This is a genomic window from Novosphingobium sp. BAM6, assembly GCF_057784955.1.
The window spans coordinates 1612972-1628340 of the sequence record NZ_JBYNTR010000001.1; the positions used below are offsets into that span (position 1 = coordinate 1612972).

General features: G+C 66.4%; 17 protein-coding genes. 9 read left to right on the top strand and 8 right to left on the bottom strand.

From position 1 onward, the window contains the following. Nucleotides 1-16 precede the first annotated feature (16 nt). On the bottom strand, nucleotides 17-586 hold the full coding sequence (locus AC3EC3_RS07500) for a UbiX family flavin prenyltransferase (RefSeq protein WP_260924137.1): 570 nt from the start codon (nucleotides 584-586) through the stop codon (nucleotides 17-19). Nucleotides 587-705: 119 nt separating this feature from the next. Continuing rightward, a complete protein-coding gene (locus AC3EC3_RS07505; protein ID WP_488488964.1) occupies nucleotides 706-1653 on the bottom strand; it encodes a LysR family transcriptional regulator in 948 nt (315 codons plus the stop codon). Nucleotides 1654-1790: 137 nt separating this feature from the next. Between AC3EC3_RS07505 and AC3EC3_RS07510 the strand changes: the two genes are divergently transcribed. From AC3EC3_RS07510 to AC3EC3_RS07520, 3 genes are read left to right on the top strand one after another with little or no spacing between them, the layout of a single operon-like run. Continuing rightward, nucleotides 1791-3170 carry a UbiD family decarboxylase gene (locus AC3EC3_RS07510; RefSeq protein ID WP_488488965.1) on the top strand — a complete coding sequence of 460 codons (1380 nt, stop codon included), beginning with the start codon at nucleotides 1791-1793 and terminating at the stop codon, nucleotides 3168-3170. Between the two features lie 39 nt (nucleotides 3171-3209). Beyond that, the gene (locus AC3EC3_RS07515; protein WP_488488966.1) at nucleotides 3210-3992 is read left to right on the top strand and encodes an SDR family NAD(P)-dependent oxidoreductase; all 783 of its coding nucleotides are present in this window, start codon (nucleotides 3210-3212) and stop codon (nucleotides 3990-3992) included. 11 nt (nucleotides 3993-4003) lie between these two features. Continuing rightward, nucleotides 4004-5461, top strand: coding sequence for an aldehyde dehydrogenase family protein (locus AC3EC3_RS07520; protein WP_488488967.1), 1458 nt, complete (start codon nucleotides 4004-4006; stop codon nucleotides 5459-5461). 88 nt (nucleotides 5462-5549) lie between these two features. On the opposite strand, the gene AC3EC3_RS07525 is transcribed toward AC3EC3_RS07520, so the two are convergent. After that, complete coding sequence (locus AC3EC3_RS07525; protein ID WP_488488968.1) at nucleotides 5550-6218, bottom strand: COQ9 family protein; 669 nt, start codon at nucleotides 6216-6218, stop codon at nucleotides 5550-5552. 15 nt (nucleotides 6219-6233) lie between these two features. Next, the gene (locus AC3EC3_RS07530; RefSeq protein ID WP_488488969.1) at nucleotides 6234-6866 is read right to left on the bottom strand and encodes an ankyrin repeat domain-containing protein; all 633 of its coding nucleotides are present in this window, start codon (nucleotides 6864-6866) and stop codon (nucleotides 6234-6236) included. 201 nt (nucleotides 6867-7067) lie between these two features. On the opposite strand from AC3EC3_RS07530, the gene AC3EC3_RS07535 reads away from it, so the two are divergent. From AC3EC3_RS07535 to AC3EC3_RS07560, 6 genes are all read left to right on the top strand, one after another. Then, complete coding sequence (locus AC3EC3_RS07535) at nucleotides 7068-7667, top strand: SCO family protein (protein WP_488488970.1); 600 nt, start codon at nucleotides 7068-7070, stop codon at nucleotides 7665-7667. 24 nt (nucleotides 7668-7691) lie between these two features. Further along, on the top strand, nucleotides 7692-8231 hold the full coding sequence (locus AC3EC3_RS07540) for a YcgN family cysteine cluster protein (RefSeq protein WP_488488971.1): 540 nt from the start codon (nucleotides 7692-7694) through the stop codon (nucleotides 8229-8231). 5 nt (nucleotides 8232-8236) lie between these two features. Beyond that, nucleotides 8237-8977, top strand: a complete 741-nt coding sequence (locus AC3EC3_RS07545) for a M48 family metallopeptidase (protein ID WP_488488972.1) — start codon at nucleotides 8237-8239, stop codon at nucleotides 8975-8977. Nucleotides 8978-9048: 71 nt separating this feature from the next. Continuing rightward, entirely contained in the window at nucleotides 9049-9624 is a 576-nt protein-coding gene (locus AC3EC3_RS07550) for a hypothetical protein (protein ID WP_488488973.1), read from the top strand. Beyond that, nucleotides 9621-10607, top strand: coding sequence for a bifunctional diaminohydroxyphosphoribosylaminopyrimidine deaminase/5-amino-6-(5-phosphoribosylamino)uracil reductase RibD (gene ribD, locus AC3EC3_RS07555; RefSeq protein ID WP_488488974.1), 987 nt, complete (start codon nucleotides 9621-9623; stop codon nucleotides 10605-10607). The genes AC3EC3_RS07550 and ribD overlap by 4 nt, the downstream gene beginning before the upstream one ends. A gap of 8 nt (nucleotides 10608-10615) precedes the next feature. Next, nucleotides 10616-11233, top strand: coding sequence for a riboflavin synthase (locus AC3EC3_RS07560; protein WP_488488975.1), 618 nt, complete (start codon nucleotides 10616-10618; stop codon nucleotides 11231-11233). A gap of 4 nt (nucleotides 11234-11237) precedes the next feature. On the opposite strand, the gene AC3EC3_RS07565 is transcribed toward AC3EC3_RS07560, so the two are convergent. The 4 genes from AC3EC3_RS07565 to AC3EC3_RS07580 form a co-directional block, all read right to left on the bottom strand. Beyond that, complete coding sequence (locus AC3EC3_RS07565; RefSeq protein WP_488488976.1) at nucleotides 11238-12269, bottom strand: hypothetical protein; 1032 nt, start codon at nucleotides 12267-12269, stop codon at nucleotides 11238-11240. Between the two features lie 116 nt (nucleotides 12270-12385). Further along, a complete protein-coding gene (locus tag AC3EC3_RS07570; protein WP_488488977.1) occupies nucleotides 12386-12928 on the bottom strand; it encodes a GNAT family N-acetyltransferase in 543 nt (180 codons plus the stop codon). A gap of 10 nt (nucleotides 12929-12938) precedes the next feature. After that, complete coding sequence (locus AC3EC3_RS07575) at nucleotides 12939-14132, bottom strand: amino acid aminotransferase (RefSeq protein WP_488488978.1); 1194 nt, start codon at nucleotides 14130-14132, stop codon at nucleotides 12939-12941. A 184-nt stretch (nucleotides 14133-14316) separates the two neighbouring features. Next, the gene (locus AC3EC3_RS07580; protein ID WP_488489230.1) at nucleotides 14317-15117 is read right to left on the bottom strand and encodes a DUF1134 domain-containing protein; all 801 of its coding nucleotides are present in this window, start codon (nucleotides 15115-15117) and stop codon (nucleotides 14317-14319) included. Nucleotides 15118-15369: the final 252 nt, after the last annotated feature.

A 15369-nucleotide genomic window follows, 5' to 3' on the forward strand; every position in this document is an offset into this window, starting at 1 on the left:
TTGGCTTCGCGAATTCTCACGCCTTCCAGCGGCGCACCAGTTGGGTGTCGATATCGAACAGGTCGAGCACGCGGCCAAGGGTATGGTCGACCATGTCCTCGATGCTCTGCGGCCTGGCGTAGAAGGCGGGGACCGGCGGAGCGACGATCGCGCCCATTTCCGAAACCTGCGTCATCGTGCGCAAGTGCCCGGTGTGGAGCGGCGTCTCGCGCACCATCATCACCAGACGGCGGCGATCCTTCAGCACCACGTCTGCGGCGCGGGTCAGCAGTCCGGTCGTGGTGCCCCAGGCGATCTCCGACATCGACTTGATCGAGCACGGCGCCACGATCATGCCACGCGTGCGGAACGAGCCCGAAGCAATCGACGCGCCGATATCGGCCTGCGCGTGGACCTGTGTCGCCAGTTCGCGCACGGCGGCAAGCTTCCAGTCGGTTTCGTGCGCGACGGTGATCTCTGCCCCGCGCGACATGACGAGATGCGTCTCAATACCAAGATCGCGCAGGATCTGGAGCAGGCGTATCCCGTAGATCGCGCCCGATGCACCGGACATCCCCACGATCAGCGGGCGGCTGTCTGCGGTCATCTCTATCCTCTCCTCAAGGCAGAAGCGCCGGACTTCAGGCCCGGTCGCCTCGGTATCGTGGCCGCTCAGTCTAAGCCGGACACATCATCACGTCGAATAAGCAGAATTGAGAGACATCATCACGCTTCCTGATCGTCACCACTCTCGTCGTCCTGCACCGCCACGGCATGCCTGTCACCGCCAAGCGCCTTTACCGCCGCCTCGCGCATCATCGTGATAAAGGCATCGGCGGCGGGGGAGAGCGGGTGGCGCGGGTGATGGATGATCGCCAGCTTGCGCGTGAGCGGCGGTGACAGGGGGCGGGTACTGAGTCGTCCCGCCAGCGCCTCCCGGCGGATGGCAAGGCTTGGCAGCACCGTCGCCCAGTCGGACCGCGCCACCGTCTCGCAAATACCGTCGATCGAATCCATCTCCAGCCGCATGCTCAGATCGAGATCGCGCGCCTGAAAATAGCGGTCCAGCTCCAGCCGCAGGCCATGGCGGCGCGAGGGCAGTACCAGCTTGGCCTGCGCAAGGTCGGCAGCTCCGATCGGCTTGCCGTCCGCCGCCTGCCCTGCCGCCGTGACGAACATCATCTGTTCGTCGATCAGCGTTTCGGACACGAGACCGAGGCGACGCGGCGGCTTGTTGATGATCGCAAAATCCAGCACGCCCTGCTGCACCTGCTCGATGAAAGTGGAGGAGAACCCATCCACCACATCCACTTCCACTTCGGGATAGGTCGCCGCAAAGTCGATCAGCATGGCGGGCACGAAACTGGCGGTCAGGCTGGCAAGGATACCCACGGTAATACGGCCCGAGATCACGCCCGAAAGCTTGGCCATATGCTCGCGCGCCACGGAAAGATCGCGCAGCACCGGCACGACCAGGCGATAGAGCGTGCGCCCCGCGCTGGTCGGCACCATCGCCTTGGAGCGGCGTTCGAACAGTTGCAGCCCGAACTCCTTCTCCAGCTTGGCGAGCTGCATCGAGACCGCCGGCTGCACCACGTAAAGCCGTGCCGCCGCACGGGTCACGCTGCCCTCTTCGTAGAGCGCCACGAAATAGCTGATCTGCCGCAGGTCCAATCGCTCTCACCTTTTTATCATCACCGATGATCCTGTGGATCACCAATCCTTACTTTGGTTTATAGCATACGGCCTTAGACTGGCGGCGCAAACAGCAAAGACGGCCACGCATCCGATGGCCGTGGGGAAAGGATACGATGAAAGCCGACCGCACACGCACCGCGCTCTCGCTGCGCGACTGGATGGAGCGCCTCCAGGCCACCGGACGCCTCGCCATCGCCAATCCTGATCGCGATCTCGTCCACGAAGTCGCCGCCATCGCCAATCGGCTGGACGGCAGCAAGGCCAGCGTCTTTCCCAAGGTGGGCGCGATGGACGGCACGGTGATCTGCGGCCTGCTGTCTGATCGCAACTGGATGGCCGAAGCGCTCGACGTCTCCCCGTCCGAGCTGATCGCGCTTTACAAGCGGGCCTGCGACGAACCGGTTGCCAGCATCGAGGTGGCGGACGCGCCGGTGCAGGAGGTCGTCCACACCGATGTCGATATCCTTGCCCAGTTGCCGGTACCCACGCATAACGAACATGATTCCGGCCCTTACATTACAGCCGGGCTGCTGATCAGCCGCGATCCCGAAACCGGCGTGCAGAACGTCACCATCCACCGCTGCCAGATCAGCAGCCGCAACCGCATCGGCGTGCTGCTGCTGCCGCGCCACACCGACAACTTCTTCCGTAAGGCCAAGGCGATGGGCAAGGCGCTGGAAATCGCCATCGTCATCGGTTGCGAACCCTCGCTGATGATGGCCAGCCAGGCCATCGTACCGCTGGGGCATGACGAACTGGAGATCGCCGGAACCCTGCGCGGCGCCGCGCTGCCGGTGGTAAAGTGCAAGACCAACGACGTGCGCGTGCCCGCAGAGGCCGAGATCGTCGTCGAAGGGCGCATTCTGCCCGATGCGATGGAACCCGAAGGCCCCTTCGGCGAATTCCCGCAGTATTATGGCGAGCGGGACAATCGCCATGTCATCGAAGTCGACGCGATCACCCATCGCCGCGATCCGCTGTTCCACACGATCGTCGGCGGCGGGCTGGAGCACCTGCTGCTGGGCGCGATCCCGCGCGAGGCCTCGATCCTCGCCACCATGCGCCGCAGCTTTCCGGGCGTGGTCGACGTGGCGCTCGGGCTGGGCGGCGTCGGGCGCTATCACCTCTACATCCAGCTCGACAAGACGCAGGACGGCGAGGGCAAGAACGTGCTGATGGCCGCCTTCGCCGCGCACTACGACATCAAGCACGCGGTCGTCGTCGATCTGGACGTAAACATCCACGATGCCCGCGAGGTCGAATGGGCCGTCGCCACGCGCTTCCAGGCCGATCGCGACCTGCTGCTGGTGACGGAAAGCCAGGGCTCCAAGCTCGACCCCTCCACCCGCGATGGCGTGGGTGCCAAGCTCGGCTTCGATGCGACGATCCCGGTCGATGCGCCCGAGATGAAGTTCAAGCGCATCCGCGTGCCGGGACAGGCTGAGGTCGATCTTGATGCCGCGCTGGATCAAAATGCGACTTTCGAATTTTAAAACAAAGATTTGGGCGGGGAAGCCTTGAAGGAGAACAATATGGCCGGATTGGCCCAGAACCGAACGACGCGACTGCAAGGTCGCGCCATCATCGTGACCGGCGCGGCGCAGGGTATTGGCGCCGCCTATGCAAAGGCGCTCGCCGCACATGGCGCCCGTCTCGCGCTATGCGACATTGCCTCGCCCGAGGGCACCGCCGCCGCGATCCGCGCTGAGGGTGCCGAGGCTTTGGCCATGGCCGCCGACATCACGGATGCCGCCGCGCTTGCGGCCTTCGTCGCCAAGACGGTCGAGACTTACGGCGCGGTCGACGTGCTGGTGAACAACGCCGCCCTGTTCGCGACGCTGGCGCTCAAGCCGCTGGAAGAGATTTCCTCCGATGAATGGGACAAGGTGATGACCGTCAACGTGCGCGGCACGTTCGAATGCATCAAGGCCGTCACCCCGCAGATGAAAAAGCAGGGCCACGGCAAGATCATCAACGTCGCATCGGGCACCGTGTTCAAGGGCGCCCCGATGATGCTGCACTATGTCTCGTCCAAGGGTGCGATCGTGGGCATGACCCGCTCGGTCGCGCGTGAACTCGGCGATGCCGGGATCACCTGCAACTGCCTTGCGCCGGGCCTCACCATGAGCACCAACGTCCAGCATAATGCCGACTGGGCAGGCCGGATCGTGGAAGCCAACGTCGCCAGCCGCTGCATCAAGCGCGAGGCGGTGCCCGAGGACCTGACCGGCGCCCTCGCCTTCCTCGCCAGCGCCGACAGCGACTTCATGACCGGCCAGACCGTCGTCGTCGACGGCGGCTCGGTCACGCATTGAGGAGACAGGACATGGAAACGCCCGCTATGCAGGCTATCGCCTCCCACTGGATCGGCGGCAAGCCCGTTGAGACCCCCTCCGCGCAGAGCATCGACCCGGCGACAGGCGAAGTCGTCGGCCACTTTGCCGATGGCGGCGAGCCCGAGGCACGCGCCGCCATCGCCGCTGCCCGCCACGCCTTCGAGACGAGCGACTGGCCCATGGCCCCGCGTCTGCGCCAGCGCGTGATGCTCGACTGGGCCGCCGCGCTGCACACGCAGGTCGATACGCTCGCCGAACTGCTCACGCGCGAGAACGGCAAGTCGCTGGCCGCCTCGAAAGGCGAAGTGCTCGGCGCGATCTCCGAAGTGGAATATTACGCCGGGATCACCCGCTACATTCCAGGGCATGTGCTGGAGCCCGCCCCCGGCGTGCTCTCCACCGTGCTGCGCGAGCCGGCGGGCGTCGCCGCCGTGATCGTGCCGTGGAACGCGCCAGCAGTGTTGCTGGCGCGCGGACTTGGCCCCGCGCTGGCGGCGGGCTGCACCACCGTGGTCAAGCCGGCACCGCAAACGGTCCTGTTCAACGCGGCCTTCCTCGCCCCGCTGGTCCGCCACCCGCAAATCCCGGCGGGCGTCGTCAACATCTTCGCCGAGACCGGCGCGGCAGGATCGAAGCTGCTCGCCTCCTCCCACGATGTCGATGTGATGTGCTTCACCGGCTCGACCGACGTCGGCAAGGACATCATGCGCGCCTCGGCGGATTCGATGAAGAAGCTCTCGCTGGAACTGGGGGGCAAGTCCTGCGCGATTGTGCTCGCTGATGCAGACCTTGCCGCCATCGCCCCACAGATCGCGGCAGCCGCGACGATCATTTCGGGCCAGCAGTGCACGGCTGCGCGCCGCGTGCTCGTCGACGCCTCGCGCTTCGAGGAGATGAAGCGCGTGCTGGCCGAAGCCCTCGCCGCCATTCCCATCGGCAACGGGCTGGATACCGGGATCGCGATGGGCCCCCTGATCGACGTGCCCTCGCGCGACAAGGTGAAGGCCCGCATCGACGAGGCCTGCGCACTGGCAGACGAAGTCGTGCTCGCAGGCACCGTACCCGAAGGCAACGGCGCGTTCCTCACGCCCACGCTGGTCCATCATCAGGACACCAAGGCGTTCTTCATGCAGGAAGAAATCTTCGGCCCGTTCCTGACCATCGAGAGCTTCGAGACCGAGGCCGAGGCCGTCCAGCGCGCCAACGATACAACGTACGGTCTGTCGGCCAGCGTCTGGACCCATGATGGCAGCGCGGCGCTACGCCTTGCCCGCGCCCTGCGCAACGGCACGGTCTGGATCAATGCCCATAACCCCCTGCTTCCCGAAGTAGAGACCGGCGGATATCGCCAAAGCGGTATCGGTCGCCTCCACGGCTACGATGCCTTGGCCGATTTCACCGAGCTAAAGCACATCTACCAGGCCCCGGGGGTCGCCGGCCGGACCTGACGGCCTAACCCACACAGTCCGGCTCGTACCGAAAGCGCCGGTGGATCACTCCACCGGCGCTTTTCTTTTAGCGGTCTTTTAAACGCAATCAGCGAGCAGGGTAGCGCAGCCTTCCCAGCAGGCGCGTCATGCTGAAGCGCTCTTCCTTGGGGCGCAGGAGCTGGCTCTTCACCTTCTCGAAGCGCATCACCCCAGCGATGCGGCGGTCGAGGAAGGCGCGGGCCTCGGCCTTGTCGGCGCTTTCATCGCCCGCGAAGACCTGCAGCGTCGAGCCGTAGAGCGCGGCCAGCGTCGCGCGCTTGGTGTAGTGGTTGTAATCCACCGCCGTATCGCCTGCGAGGCGCCACATCGCATCGGCGCTGCGCCAGCCCAGCTTCGCGGCACGGCGCAGGTTCTGCGGCATCGACAGGATCGCCAGCGCGCGCGAGAGTGCCTCTTCCTTGCCGCGCGCGGCTTCCAGTCGGGTCCAGACCAGCGTGCGGATACGCTCGCGGATCGGCAGCAGCGCCATATCGCTGCGCGGGCACGCGGCGGCCATGGCAAGATCGGTCGAGCCGATCCATGCCTCGATCATGGTCATGGCCCCGTCGCGGAAGGCGAAGGCGGCGAGCGCGGGATCGACGCCCTGCTCCACCGCCGCCGCCTCTACCGCCTTGGCCGTCCAGCCATCGAAGCTCGCCGCCGAGGCGACCGCAGGCGCCAGCGCCACGCGCAGATCGTCGAGCGTGAGGGCTTCGGAAAGGGCGGTGTCAGTCATCGGATCGTCCTCGGATCAGGGAATGGAAGGGCCGTACATGCCCTTGTTCGACGTTGCCTTCGCATTCTTGGCATAGCTGCCCAGCACGTCGAGCACGCCGCGATCGCCATCGAGCTTGGCATAGTCGAGCGAGGAGCGCCCCGAATTGTCGGTGCGCGCAGGGTTGGCCCCTGCTTCGAGCAGCAGGCGCATGATCTGCAGGTTCTTGCGGTGCGTCGCACTCATCAGCGGGGTCTCGCCCGCATCGTTCACCGGGTCGATATTGGCACGCTGCGCGATCAGGAACGAGACGCCATCGGCCCAGCCTTGATCGACCGCGACCTGCAGCGGGGTGATGTTGCTGTCATTCTGAACGTTCACGTCCGCGCCCTTGCCGACCAGATAGCTCAGCCAGGTCAGATCGCGGCGGGCGACGACGATATGCAGCGCAGTGTCGCCGCTTGACGTGTCCTTGGTGTTCACGATCCGGTTGTTGGTGTCCATCAGCGCCTTTTCGACCGCGTCACCGTCCTTCTTCTTCACCGAATCGAGGAACTTGTATGGATCGGTATAGGCCTGCGCGGGGCTGGCCGCCATCAGCGCGGCGCCTGCCGCCAGAGGTGCGAGCGCCAGCGCGCTTGGCAGCACTTTGGCGAAAACCCCAGCCATCACGGCGAACTTCCGCTTCCCGATTGTCGACACGCTTGCCTTACCTTCTCTGTTCGTCCCGGCCCGCAGCTTCGACGAAGTCTCCTTCCGCGCGAAACCGGCACCGGCAGCATCGCACCTGCCTTGCATCGCGGCGTCTAGCAGAGCATTATCGACGGCGCCATGATCAAGCGCCTATCCCGCCACCGTTTCCCCCTGTCTATGCGTGCATCGGTGCTTGCACCCGCCGCGCTTCTGCTGGCAGGCGCGCTGCCGCTCGCCGCCTGCAACCAGACGCCTTCCACCGAGGCACCGCCGCTGGCAGGCGCCGATGTGGGTGGGCCGTTCACGCTGATGGACAAGACCGGCAAGACCGTGAAGTGGTCCGATTTCCGGGGCCGCTACACCACCGTCTACTTCGGCTACACCTTCTGCCCCGATGCCTGCCCGCTGGACATGCAGGCGCTGATGAAGGGCTTCAACACGTTCGCCAGGGCACACCCGGCGCTCGCCGCCAAGGTCCAGCCGATCTTCATCACCATCGACCCTGCGCGCGACACCCCGCAGGTGGTGGGCGAATGGACCGCCGCGTTCAGCCCGAAGCTGCTCGGCCTCACCGGCACACCTGCGGAGGTAAAGCAGGCCGCCGACGCCTTTGCCGCCTATTACAAGCGCGGGGAATCGACGCCGGGCGGCGGCTATCTGATGGACCACACCCGCGCCGCCTATCTGATGGGTCCCGACGGCAAGCCGATCGCGCTACTGCCGATCGACCAGAGCCCCGAGGCAGTCGCCCAGACGCTTTCGCAGTGGGTGAAGTAGGCGAGATGCAGTAAGGCGCCTGGGATGACCGCGAACCACCCTTCGACCGACCGTTTCTGGGAGCGTCCGCTCTCCACCCTTTCCACCGCCGAGTGGGAAGCGCTGTGCGACGGCTGCGGCCAGTGCTGCCTGCACAAGGTGGAGGATGCCGATACCGGCGAGATCTATCACACCAACGTCGCCTGCAAGCTGCTGAACCTCAAGACCGCGCAGTGTTCGGACTATGCCCATCGCCGCCGCTTCGTGCCCGACTGCATGAGCCTGACGCCGAAGAACGCGGGCAACCTTGCCTGGCTGCCCGAAAGCTGCGCCTATCGCCTGCGCGCCGATGGCGAGCCGCTGCCCGAATGGCACTACCTGATCTGCGGCGATCGCGAGGCGGTGCATCGTGCGGGCATCTCGATCGCGGGCAAGGTGATTTCCGAGGTCGATGCCGGGCCGCTCGAACAGCATATCGTCTGGCCGCACGGCGAGGACTGGGAAATCGTCGAGGACGATGACGACGATGAAGATGGGAACGGCGCCCCGTTCGTGACCGGCTTCGTTCCCGACAGGCAGGGCTGATCCCGGTGCTCGACTGGCTGCGGCGCGATCCGCGTTCGCCGCAGGAACGGCAGAAGGACACCATCGAGATCGACGGGCGCGTGCTCGCCATCGAGGTGCGCCAGCTGGCGCAGGCCCGCCGCATGACCATGCGCCTTGCCCCCGATGGCAGCGCCGTGCGCATCTCGGTGCCGCGCTGGGTGCCCGCGCGTGAGGCTCATGCCTTCGCCCGCTCCCGGCGAGACTGGCTGGCAGGGCAGCTGGCCAAGATCCCGCTGCCGACCATGCTGGTGGACGGCGCCACCCTGCATGTCCGGGGCGAGGCGCTGGTGCTGCGCCACGATCCTGCCGCCACGCGCCGGGTGCAGATCGCAGATGGCATCCTGCATGTCGGCGGGCCGTCCGAGCAGCTCGAAAGCCGGTTGAAGCGCTGGCTCCAGGCCGAAGCGCGCGCGCTGGTGGAACCGGACCTTGCCCACTACTGCGCGCTGGCCGGGCAGCCGGTGCCCGCGCTCTCGCTCTCGGGCGCGCAGCGGCGCTGGGGCTCGTGCTCGTCGGGCGGGACGATCCGCATCAACTGGCGGTTGATCATGGCGCCCGACCTCGTGCGCCGCTCGGTGGTGGCGCATGAAGTAGCGCATCTGGTCCATTTCGACCACTCGCCCGCCTTCCACAAATGCCTTGCCGACCTGTTCGAGGGCAATGTCCATCACGCCAACCGCTGGCTGAGCGAACACGGCCGCTCGCTCTACGGCCCCTTCGGCTAGGGCCATCGGATAGGCCCATTGGTCCTACCCGCCGCTGGCGTTTCGCGCCTGCCTGCCCTACATAGGCGCAGATGACACCCTTCAAGCGCTCCGGTATCTGGAAAGACGTCGTGAACCCGTCCGGCATGGTCGCCGAATTCCGCATGGTGTGGAAGGAGGCGGGGCAGCACCGCTGGCGGATCGCCGCGCTGTCCGCCGCGACCACCTTCGGGGTGTTCTACCTGATGGCCGGGCAACAGGGCGAGGCGCCCTACCCCTCGCCCAAGATCACCTGGATCTCCACGTTCAAACCCGGCCGCACGGATGCCGAGATCGAGGCCTCGAACGTCGAGAACCAGAAGCGCAAGGAATTCGTCGAGGCCGCGCAGGCGAAGAACGACGCCGAAGTGCGCGACCTCTATAAGACCGTCGGGCGCTATTCGGGCATGGACGTCGACAAGATTGTCGCTCAGGCCGATGCCGATAATGCCGGCAAGGCCAAGGCCGACCAGAAGGCCTTCGAGGCCCGTCAGGCCGAGCGCGCGAAGTACGCCGCCAGACAGCCCGATGCGCAGGCCGACACTCAGGAATTTGCCGAGGACGAGAAGCTGGCGAAGGACGCGAAGGCCGAAGAGAACGGAGCCTCCGCCTCCAAGACCAACCCGTGAACGCCGCCCCTGTCGAGGATGCGCGCTGGCTTGCCGCCACCGCCGCCCTTGCCGCGCGTGCCCGACCGCTGAGCCGCCCCAACCCCGGCGTCGCCGCGCTGGTGGTGAAGCAGGGCAAGGTCATCGCCCGTGGCTGGACGCAAGTCGGCGGGCGCCCCCATGCCGAAGCCATCGCGCTGGAGGCTGCGGGGGAAGCCGCGCGCGGCGCCACGCTCTATGTCACGCTAGAACCCTGCGCGCATGTCTCGCCGCGCGGGCCTGCCTGCGCCGATCTCGTCAGCGCCAGTCCCCTTGCTCGCGTGGTGATCGGCTTCATGGACCCGGACCCTCGCACGGCGGGCGCAGGCCTTGCCCGCATCCGCGCCGCCGGGATCGCGGTGGAGCATGTCCCCTCCCTGGCATGCGAGGCCAGCCTTGCGGGCTATCTCGTGCGCACCCGGTTGGGGCGTCCGCGCGTCACCCTCAAGCTTGCGCTCTCGCTCGATGGCTGCAGCGCCACGGCGGGCGGGGAAAGCCAGTGGATCACCGGGGCCGAAGCGCGCGCCCATACCCATGCCATGCGGGCGCGCAGCGATGCGATCCTCGTCGGCGGCGCCACCGTGCGCGCGGACAACCCCCGCCTCGACGTGCGCCTGCCGGGGCTGGAGGACCGCTCGCCCGAGCGCTGGGTGCTGACCTGGGGCGCGGTGCCCGAAGGCTGGCACCCCTTGCGCAAGCCTGCCGACATCGCCACCGCCATGCCCCATGTGCAGGACCTCTTCGTCGAGGGCGGCGCGCGCACCGCCGCCGCGTTCCTGCGCGATGCCCTCGTCGACCGCCTGCTGATCTACCGCGCGCCGATCCTGATCGGCGGTCGCCCCGGCCTTGCCGACTACGGCCTTGCCGCGCTGCCCATGGCCCATGGCCGCTGGCACCGCACCGACCGCCGCGAGTTCGGCGCCGATACGCTCGAAATCTACGAAACGCGCGAAAGCCAAGGATAAGCTGCCCCATGTTCACCGGAATCGTCACCGCCACAGGCACCATCCGCGAGGCCCATCAGGCCGGAGACCTGCGCGCGGTGATCGCCTGTCCCTACGACCCCGCCGCGATCGCCATCGGCGCCTCGATCGCCTGTTCGGGCGTATGCCTCACGGTGGTGGAGAAAGGAGGCCAGAAGGGCGATGCCTGGTTCGCGGTGCAGATCTCCGCCGAAACCGTCGCGCGCACGGTGCCGGGGCGCTGGGTGGAAGGCGGCGCGCTCAATCTGGAGCAGGCGCTGAAGCTGGGCGACGAACTGGGCGGCCACATCGTGACCGGCCATGTCGATGGCGTGGGCGCCGTGTCCTCGGTCACGCCCGAGGGCGATTCGCACCGCGTGGTGATCGCCGCGCCTTCCGACCTTGCACCCTATATCGCCGCCAAGGGCTCGGTGACGCTGGAAGGCGTCTCGCTGACGGTCAATTCGGTGACGGACGAGGCCGACGGCACCTGCCTGTTCGGGCTGAACATCATCCCCCACACCGCCGACGTTACCACGCTGGGCGCGCTGAAGGTAGGCGATGGCGTGAACATCGAGATCGACGTGCTCGCCCGCTATCTCCAGCGCATGCAGTCGCTGCGGAGCTGAACGCCTACTTCCCGGCAGGCGGCGTGGCAGCCCCAGCTTTCGCGGCTGCCATTTCCACATCCAGCTGCTTCAACCGCTCGGCCTGCTGCGCCTGATCGGGAACGTGCGCGGCCTGTCGCATGGCGTCGGAAAACAGCGTGCGGTTGTACGGCTCCTGCGTGAAGTCGCCGTGGTCCAGGCTACTGTACTGGGTGCCGAAAACCTGCGGCTGGCCGATCTTCTTCAGATAGCGGTCCAGCGTCGCGGCCGATATCCACACCGCCGCACTGTTACCACGCGCCGAGGCAATCATCGCCAGCGCATGGGCCTTGAGGTAATCGTCCGCCTCGTCCCCGTGCTGAAACACGAATGCGGCGTGGTAGTAATCGTCGGCGCTTTGCAGCTTGCCCTGATCGAGTAGTTCCTGCGTGCGCTGACGGCGCGCGGTATCCTGCGGGCCGACCACCTTCCAGTCGATCTGCCCCATCTTGGGCTGGCGCGCCGCCTGATCGGCATCGAAGATCGCGGTCATTTCAGAGTTGTTCGGCCAGACAGTGCCGGGATGATAGACTTGCTTCGCGTCCCATGGCCCGATCGGGACCGGCCCTTTCGCCCGGATCAGCGCGTAAGGGCCGTAGTTCATCTGCTCGATGGCCATTTCGGCCCAATCGTCCATGACAGGCCGCAGGCGTATGGTGTAAGCGTCCTCGCCGTCGCCAAGGCTGAAGGTGATCGCATTGCCGTCTACGACGGTCGGGGCAACTGTCGATGTTTTTGCTGGCCCGGTAACATCGACCATAGCGTCACGCAGGATTGCAAAGTGCCTGGGCTGGACAACGCTCGCCGTCCATCTGCCCGCGTCTTGCGACAGAGTGACCTCCCACAAGGTGACGCCATCGGCATCGAGACGCCACGTCCCGACCAGCCGCTGCGCGAGATCCGGCGAAGCTGGCGCCGAAGAGGCAGGTATCGCCACGACAGGTTGGCCGGTCGCCGTCTGGCTCACCATCAGCCCCGACAGCGACAATCCCAGCAGAAACAATCCCGATCGGCGCATTTCAGGCTCCCGTCCTTGTTCGACGGAAAGCTGTCATGCGTGGCGATCACGCGCAACCGCTTGAAAGGATTTAACCCGTCTGGCCCATCGACGCAGGCCTATCGACGGGGCAACGCTCAGGCCAGCGGCCCTGCGGCAAAGCTTTCGCGGGTGATGGCATAGATCACATGCGGGCTGGGAACGCCGCAGCGCTCGACCGTGAAATCACGGCCCGACAGAACCTCGCCGCCGATCTTCGCCATGGCCTTGCGCGAAACGACATTGTCGGCGCCGACCAGAAACACGCAAGTCGGGTAATGCGCCAGCGCGTGGGCAAGCATCAGGCGCTTGAACTCGGCATTGTAGCCGGTGCCCCAGAACGCGCGGGAGAGGAACGACCAGCCGATCTCGATCTCGCCGGAACCTGTATGCTCGGGCGCACCAAAGCGGCTGGAGCCGATCACCGCGCCGCTGGCCTTGTCGACGATGGCAAGCGCCCCGCCGCCCGCCATGGCATCGGCGAAGAAATCGCGGAACACCGGCTCCTGCCAGCGGTCGTGTGAGGGGTGGACCGCCCAGATCTGACGGTCCGACGCGACGGCGAACAGCGCCGCGTAATCATCCTGCGTCAGCGGACGGAGGACCAGCCGGTCCCCTTCGAGAACCGGCTGGCGATCCATCAACCGATCCTCAGGCGTCGACAGCCGCGCCGGTGACGTCGGCCACGGCAGCGATGAACTGGTCGATATTGGCCATGGTCAGACCGGCCACGTTGATGCGGCCCGATGCGGCCATGTAGATGCCGTGCTTGGTACGCAGTTCGAGCACCTGCTCCTTGCTGACCGGAACCATCGAGAACAGGCCGTTCTGCCCGCCCATCGGGGTGAGGTCGGCCTTGCCCGCCGTACCGGCAGCGGCCAGCCTGTCGCGCACCTGACGCATGCGGTCGCGCATCTGGTCCAGCTCGTCTAGCCACTGCGCGGTCAGCGCCTCGTCCTCAAGGATCAGGCGCACGGCGGCAGCGCCATGGTCTGGCGGCTGCGACCAGTTGGCGCGGGCCAGCGAATGGCCGTTCGACATGACGGCGCCCAGCGTGGCGACATCGGCGACCATCGCATAGAGCGCGCCGACGCGGTCGCGATAGAGGCCGAAGTTCTTGTCGCACGAATAGCACACCAGCGCCTCGGGCACGGCGGCGAGCACGGTGCGCAGGCCGTAGGCGTCCGCCTCCATGCCCTTGCCGAGGCCCTGATAGGCCAGATCGAGGATCGGCAGGATCTTCGTCTCGGCGAGCAGCGCGGCGATCTCGTCCCATTGCGCGTCGGTGTAGTCGATGCCGGTCGGGTTGTGGCAGCAGCCGTGCAGCAGGATCGCGTCGGTGGGCTGAGCCTCTGCCAGCGCCTTGCGCAGCGCGTCGATATCGGTGACGCCCTCTGCGGTGGCGTGGTTGAACTCCACAACCTCAAGGCCGATGTCCTTGCAGATCTGCGCGTGGTTGGGCCAGCTGGGGGTGCCGACGATCAGGCGTTTGACGCCCGCCTTGTGCGCCATCGCCAGGGCAAGGCGCAGCGAGCCGGTGCCGCCGGGGGTCTGCATGCCCTCGATGCGGCCGTCCATGTCGGGGTTCTCGGCGCCGAACACGTACGGCATCAGCGCGCGCACGAAGCCCATGTCGCCCTCGGGGCCGAGGTAGGCTTTCGAATCCTGCTCGGCGACGAGTTTCGCCTCCGCCGCCTTGATCGCGCCGAACACGGGCGTATCGCCCTGTCCCGTACGGTAGACGCCCACGCCGAGATCGATCTTGTCGGCGCGCGGGTCGTCATTGTGGAGCTTGATCAGCGCAAGAAGCGCGTCGGCGGGCTGTTGCTGAAGGTTCGTAAGCATGGCGGCGGGGGCTTACTCCCGCAAAACCCGCCATGCAACCGGCGATTTCAGGAAATATTGTTGCGCAATGCGCGCAGGCTTTCCCGGCTGGGGCAAATGCACGACGGCACCGCCTCCGACACCCCGAAAGGGCGGAGACGGTGCCGTTCGAAAGCCCTCGAAAGAGCCAGCTAGAGCGCTCAGATCAGAACGGCAACCAGTTCTGCTTGTGCGAGAATTTCATGTAACCCATGTTCGCGCCAAGACGCAGGCCCGCACCGGCACGCACCGGGATCAGCACCACATTGCCGCGCCGCAGATAGCTGACGGTGAAGCCGCCGATCAGATAGGCCTGCCCCTCGCCCGCCGCGAACCGGTGATAGAGGTCGTCCGTATCGTAGAGGTTGTAGACCAGCACGAAGGCCGAGCTGGCATTGGCGCCCGCGTCGAATCCGATCGACGGGCCGGTCCAGTAGACCGGCTGCGTACCCTCGATCTTGTGGTGCAGCGTGCCCGAGCCATAGCGCAGACCCACCGCCAGCGCGGCACCCGCCTCGCGCCCAACGATATAGGCATCGGGTTCGCCTTGTTTCTTGAGCAGATCCTTGATCAGATCGGCGAGGCCCGAGGCGCCCTTGCCGAAGACGCCTTCGGCGGCGCCGATCAGGTCATCCTCATGATAGGTCTGGTCCGAACCGGGCTGGCCGGGCGTCGGCGCGACCGGGCCTCCCTGCTGGGGATAGGCAGGATTCTGGCTCGGCACTTGATTCGGCGACTGCACTGGCGGCTGGGCCGGGCTGTTCGGGTTCCAGCCGTTGTCGGTGCTCTGATCCAGCGGCTGCGAGGGATAGGTCGAACCGCTGGCCTGCGGCGAAGGCATCTGCGTGCCGTTCGACGCGGGCAGCTCGCTCGAAGAGGTAGTGGACTGGCCGGAAGACGCGGTTGCCGGATGGCCGATATCGGCATCGATCGCCTGATCGGGATCGACGGTGCGGACCTGCGCCATCGCGCCGCTCACCGGTGCTGCGACGCAGGCGAGCGCGAGAAGCGCGCCGCCGCCGATCTTCGCCCAGCGGCGCAAGCTTGCGTTGCGTTGCGCGGCTACCGGAGTGTGCTGATTGAAACGCATTGAAATCCACCCTTATGTCCCGGACCACCGCAGGTCCGCCCTGCTGCTTGCCCCCGCAGGCCCCGGACAGGAAATCCGGGAGCGGCGGCGCAGGAAAGTCCACATTCCATCACAAAGCAACGCGGCTGA

What these genes read in the sequence shown, in the direction of transcription:
- AC3EC3_RS07500 (WP_260924137.1), bottom strand. Translation starts at nt 586, where the DNA reads ATGACCGCAGACAGCCGCCCGCTGATCGTGGGGATGTCCGGTGCATCG.
- AC3EC3_RS07510 (WP_488488965.1), top strand. Translation starts at nt 1,791, where the DNA reads ATGAAAGCCGACCGCACACGCACCGCGCTCTCGCTGCGCGACTGGATG.
- AC3EC3_RS07515 (WP_488488966.1), top strand. Translation starts at nt 3,210, where the DNA reads ATGGCCGGATTGGCCCAGAACCGAACGACGCGACTGCAAGGTCGCGCC.
- AC3EC3_RS07520 (WP_488488967.1), top strand. Translation starts at nt 4,004, where the DNA reads ATGGAAACGCCCGCTATGCAGGCTATCGCCTCCCACTGGATCGGCGGC.
- AC3EC3_RS07525 (WP_488488968.1), bottom strand. Translation starts at nt 6,218, where the DNA reads ATGACTGACACCGCCCTTTCCGAAGCCCTCACGCTCGACGATCTGCGC.
- AC3EC3_RS07530 (WP_488488969.1), bottom strand. Translation starts at nt 6,866, where the DNA reads ATGGCTGGGGTTTTCGCCAAAGTGCTGCCAAGCGCGCTGGCGCTCGCA.
- AC3EC3_RS07535 (WP_488488970.1), top strand. Translation starts at nt 7,068, where the DNA reads ATGCGTGCATCGGTGCTTGCACCCGCCGCGCTTCTGCTGGCAGGCGCG.
- AC3EC3_RS07540 (WP_488488971.1), top strand. Translation starts at nt 7,692, where the DNA reads ATGACCGCGAACCACCCTTCGACCGACCGTTTCTGGGAGCGTCCGCTC.
- AC3EC3_RS07550 (WP_488488973.1), top strand. Translation starts at nt 9,049, where the DNA reads ATGACACCCTTCAAGCGCTCCGGTATCTGGAAAGACGTCGTGAACCCG.
- AC3EC3_RS07560 (WP_488488975.1), top strand. Translation starts at nt 10,616, where the DNA reads ATGTTCACCGGAATCGTCACCGCCACAGGCACCATCCGCGAGGCCCAT.
- AC3EC3_RS07565 (WP_488488976.1), bottom strand. Translation starts at nt 12,269, where the DNA reads ATGCGCCGATCGGGATTGTTTCTGCTGGGATTGTCGCTGTCGGGGCTG.
- AC3EC3_RS07570 (WP_488488977.1), bottom strand. Translation starts at nt 12,928, where the DNA reads ATGGATCGCCAGCCGGTTCTCGAAGGGGACCGGCTGGTCCTCCGTCCG.
- AC3EC3_RS07575 (WP_488488978.1), bottom strand. Translation starts at nt 14,132, where the DNA reads ATGCTTACGAACCTTCAGCAACAGCCCGCCGACGCGCTTCTTGCGCTG.
- AC3EC3_RS07580 (WP_488489230.1), bottom strand. Translation starts at nt 15,117, where the DNA reads ATGGCGCAGGTCCGCACCGTCGATCCCGATCAGGCGATCGATGCCGAT.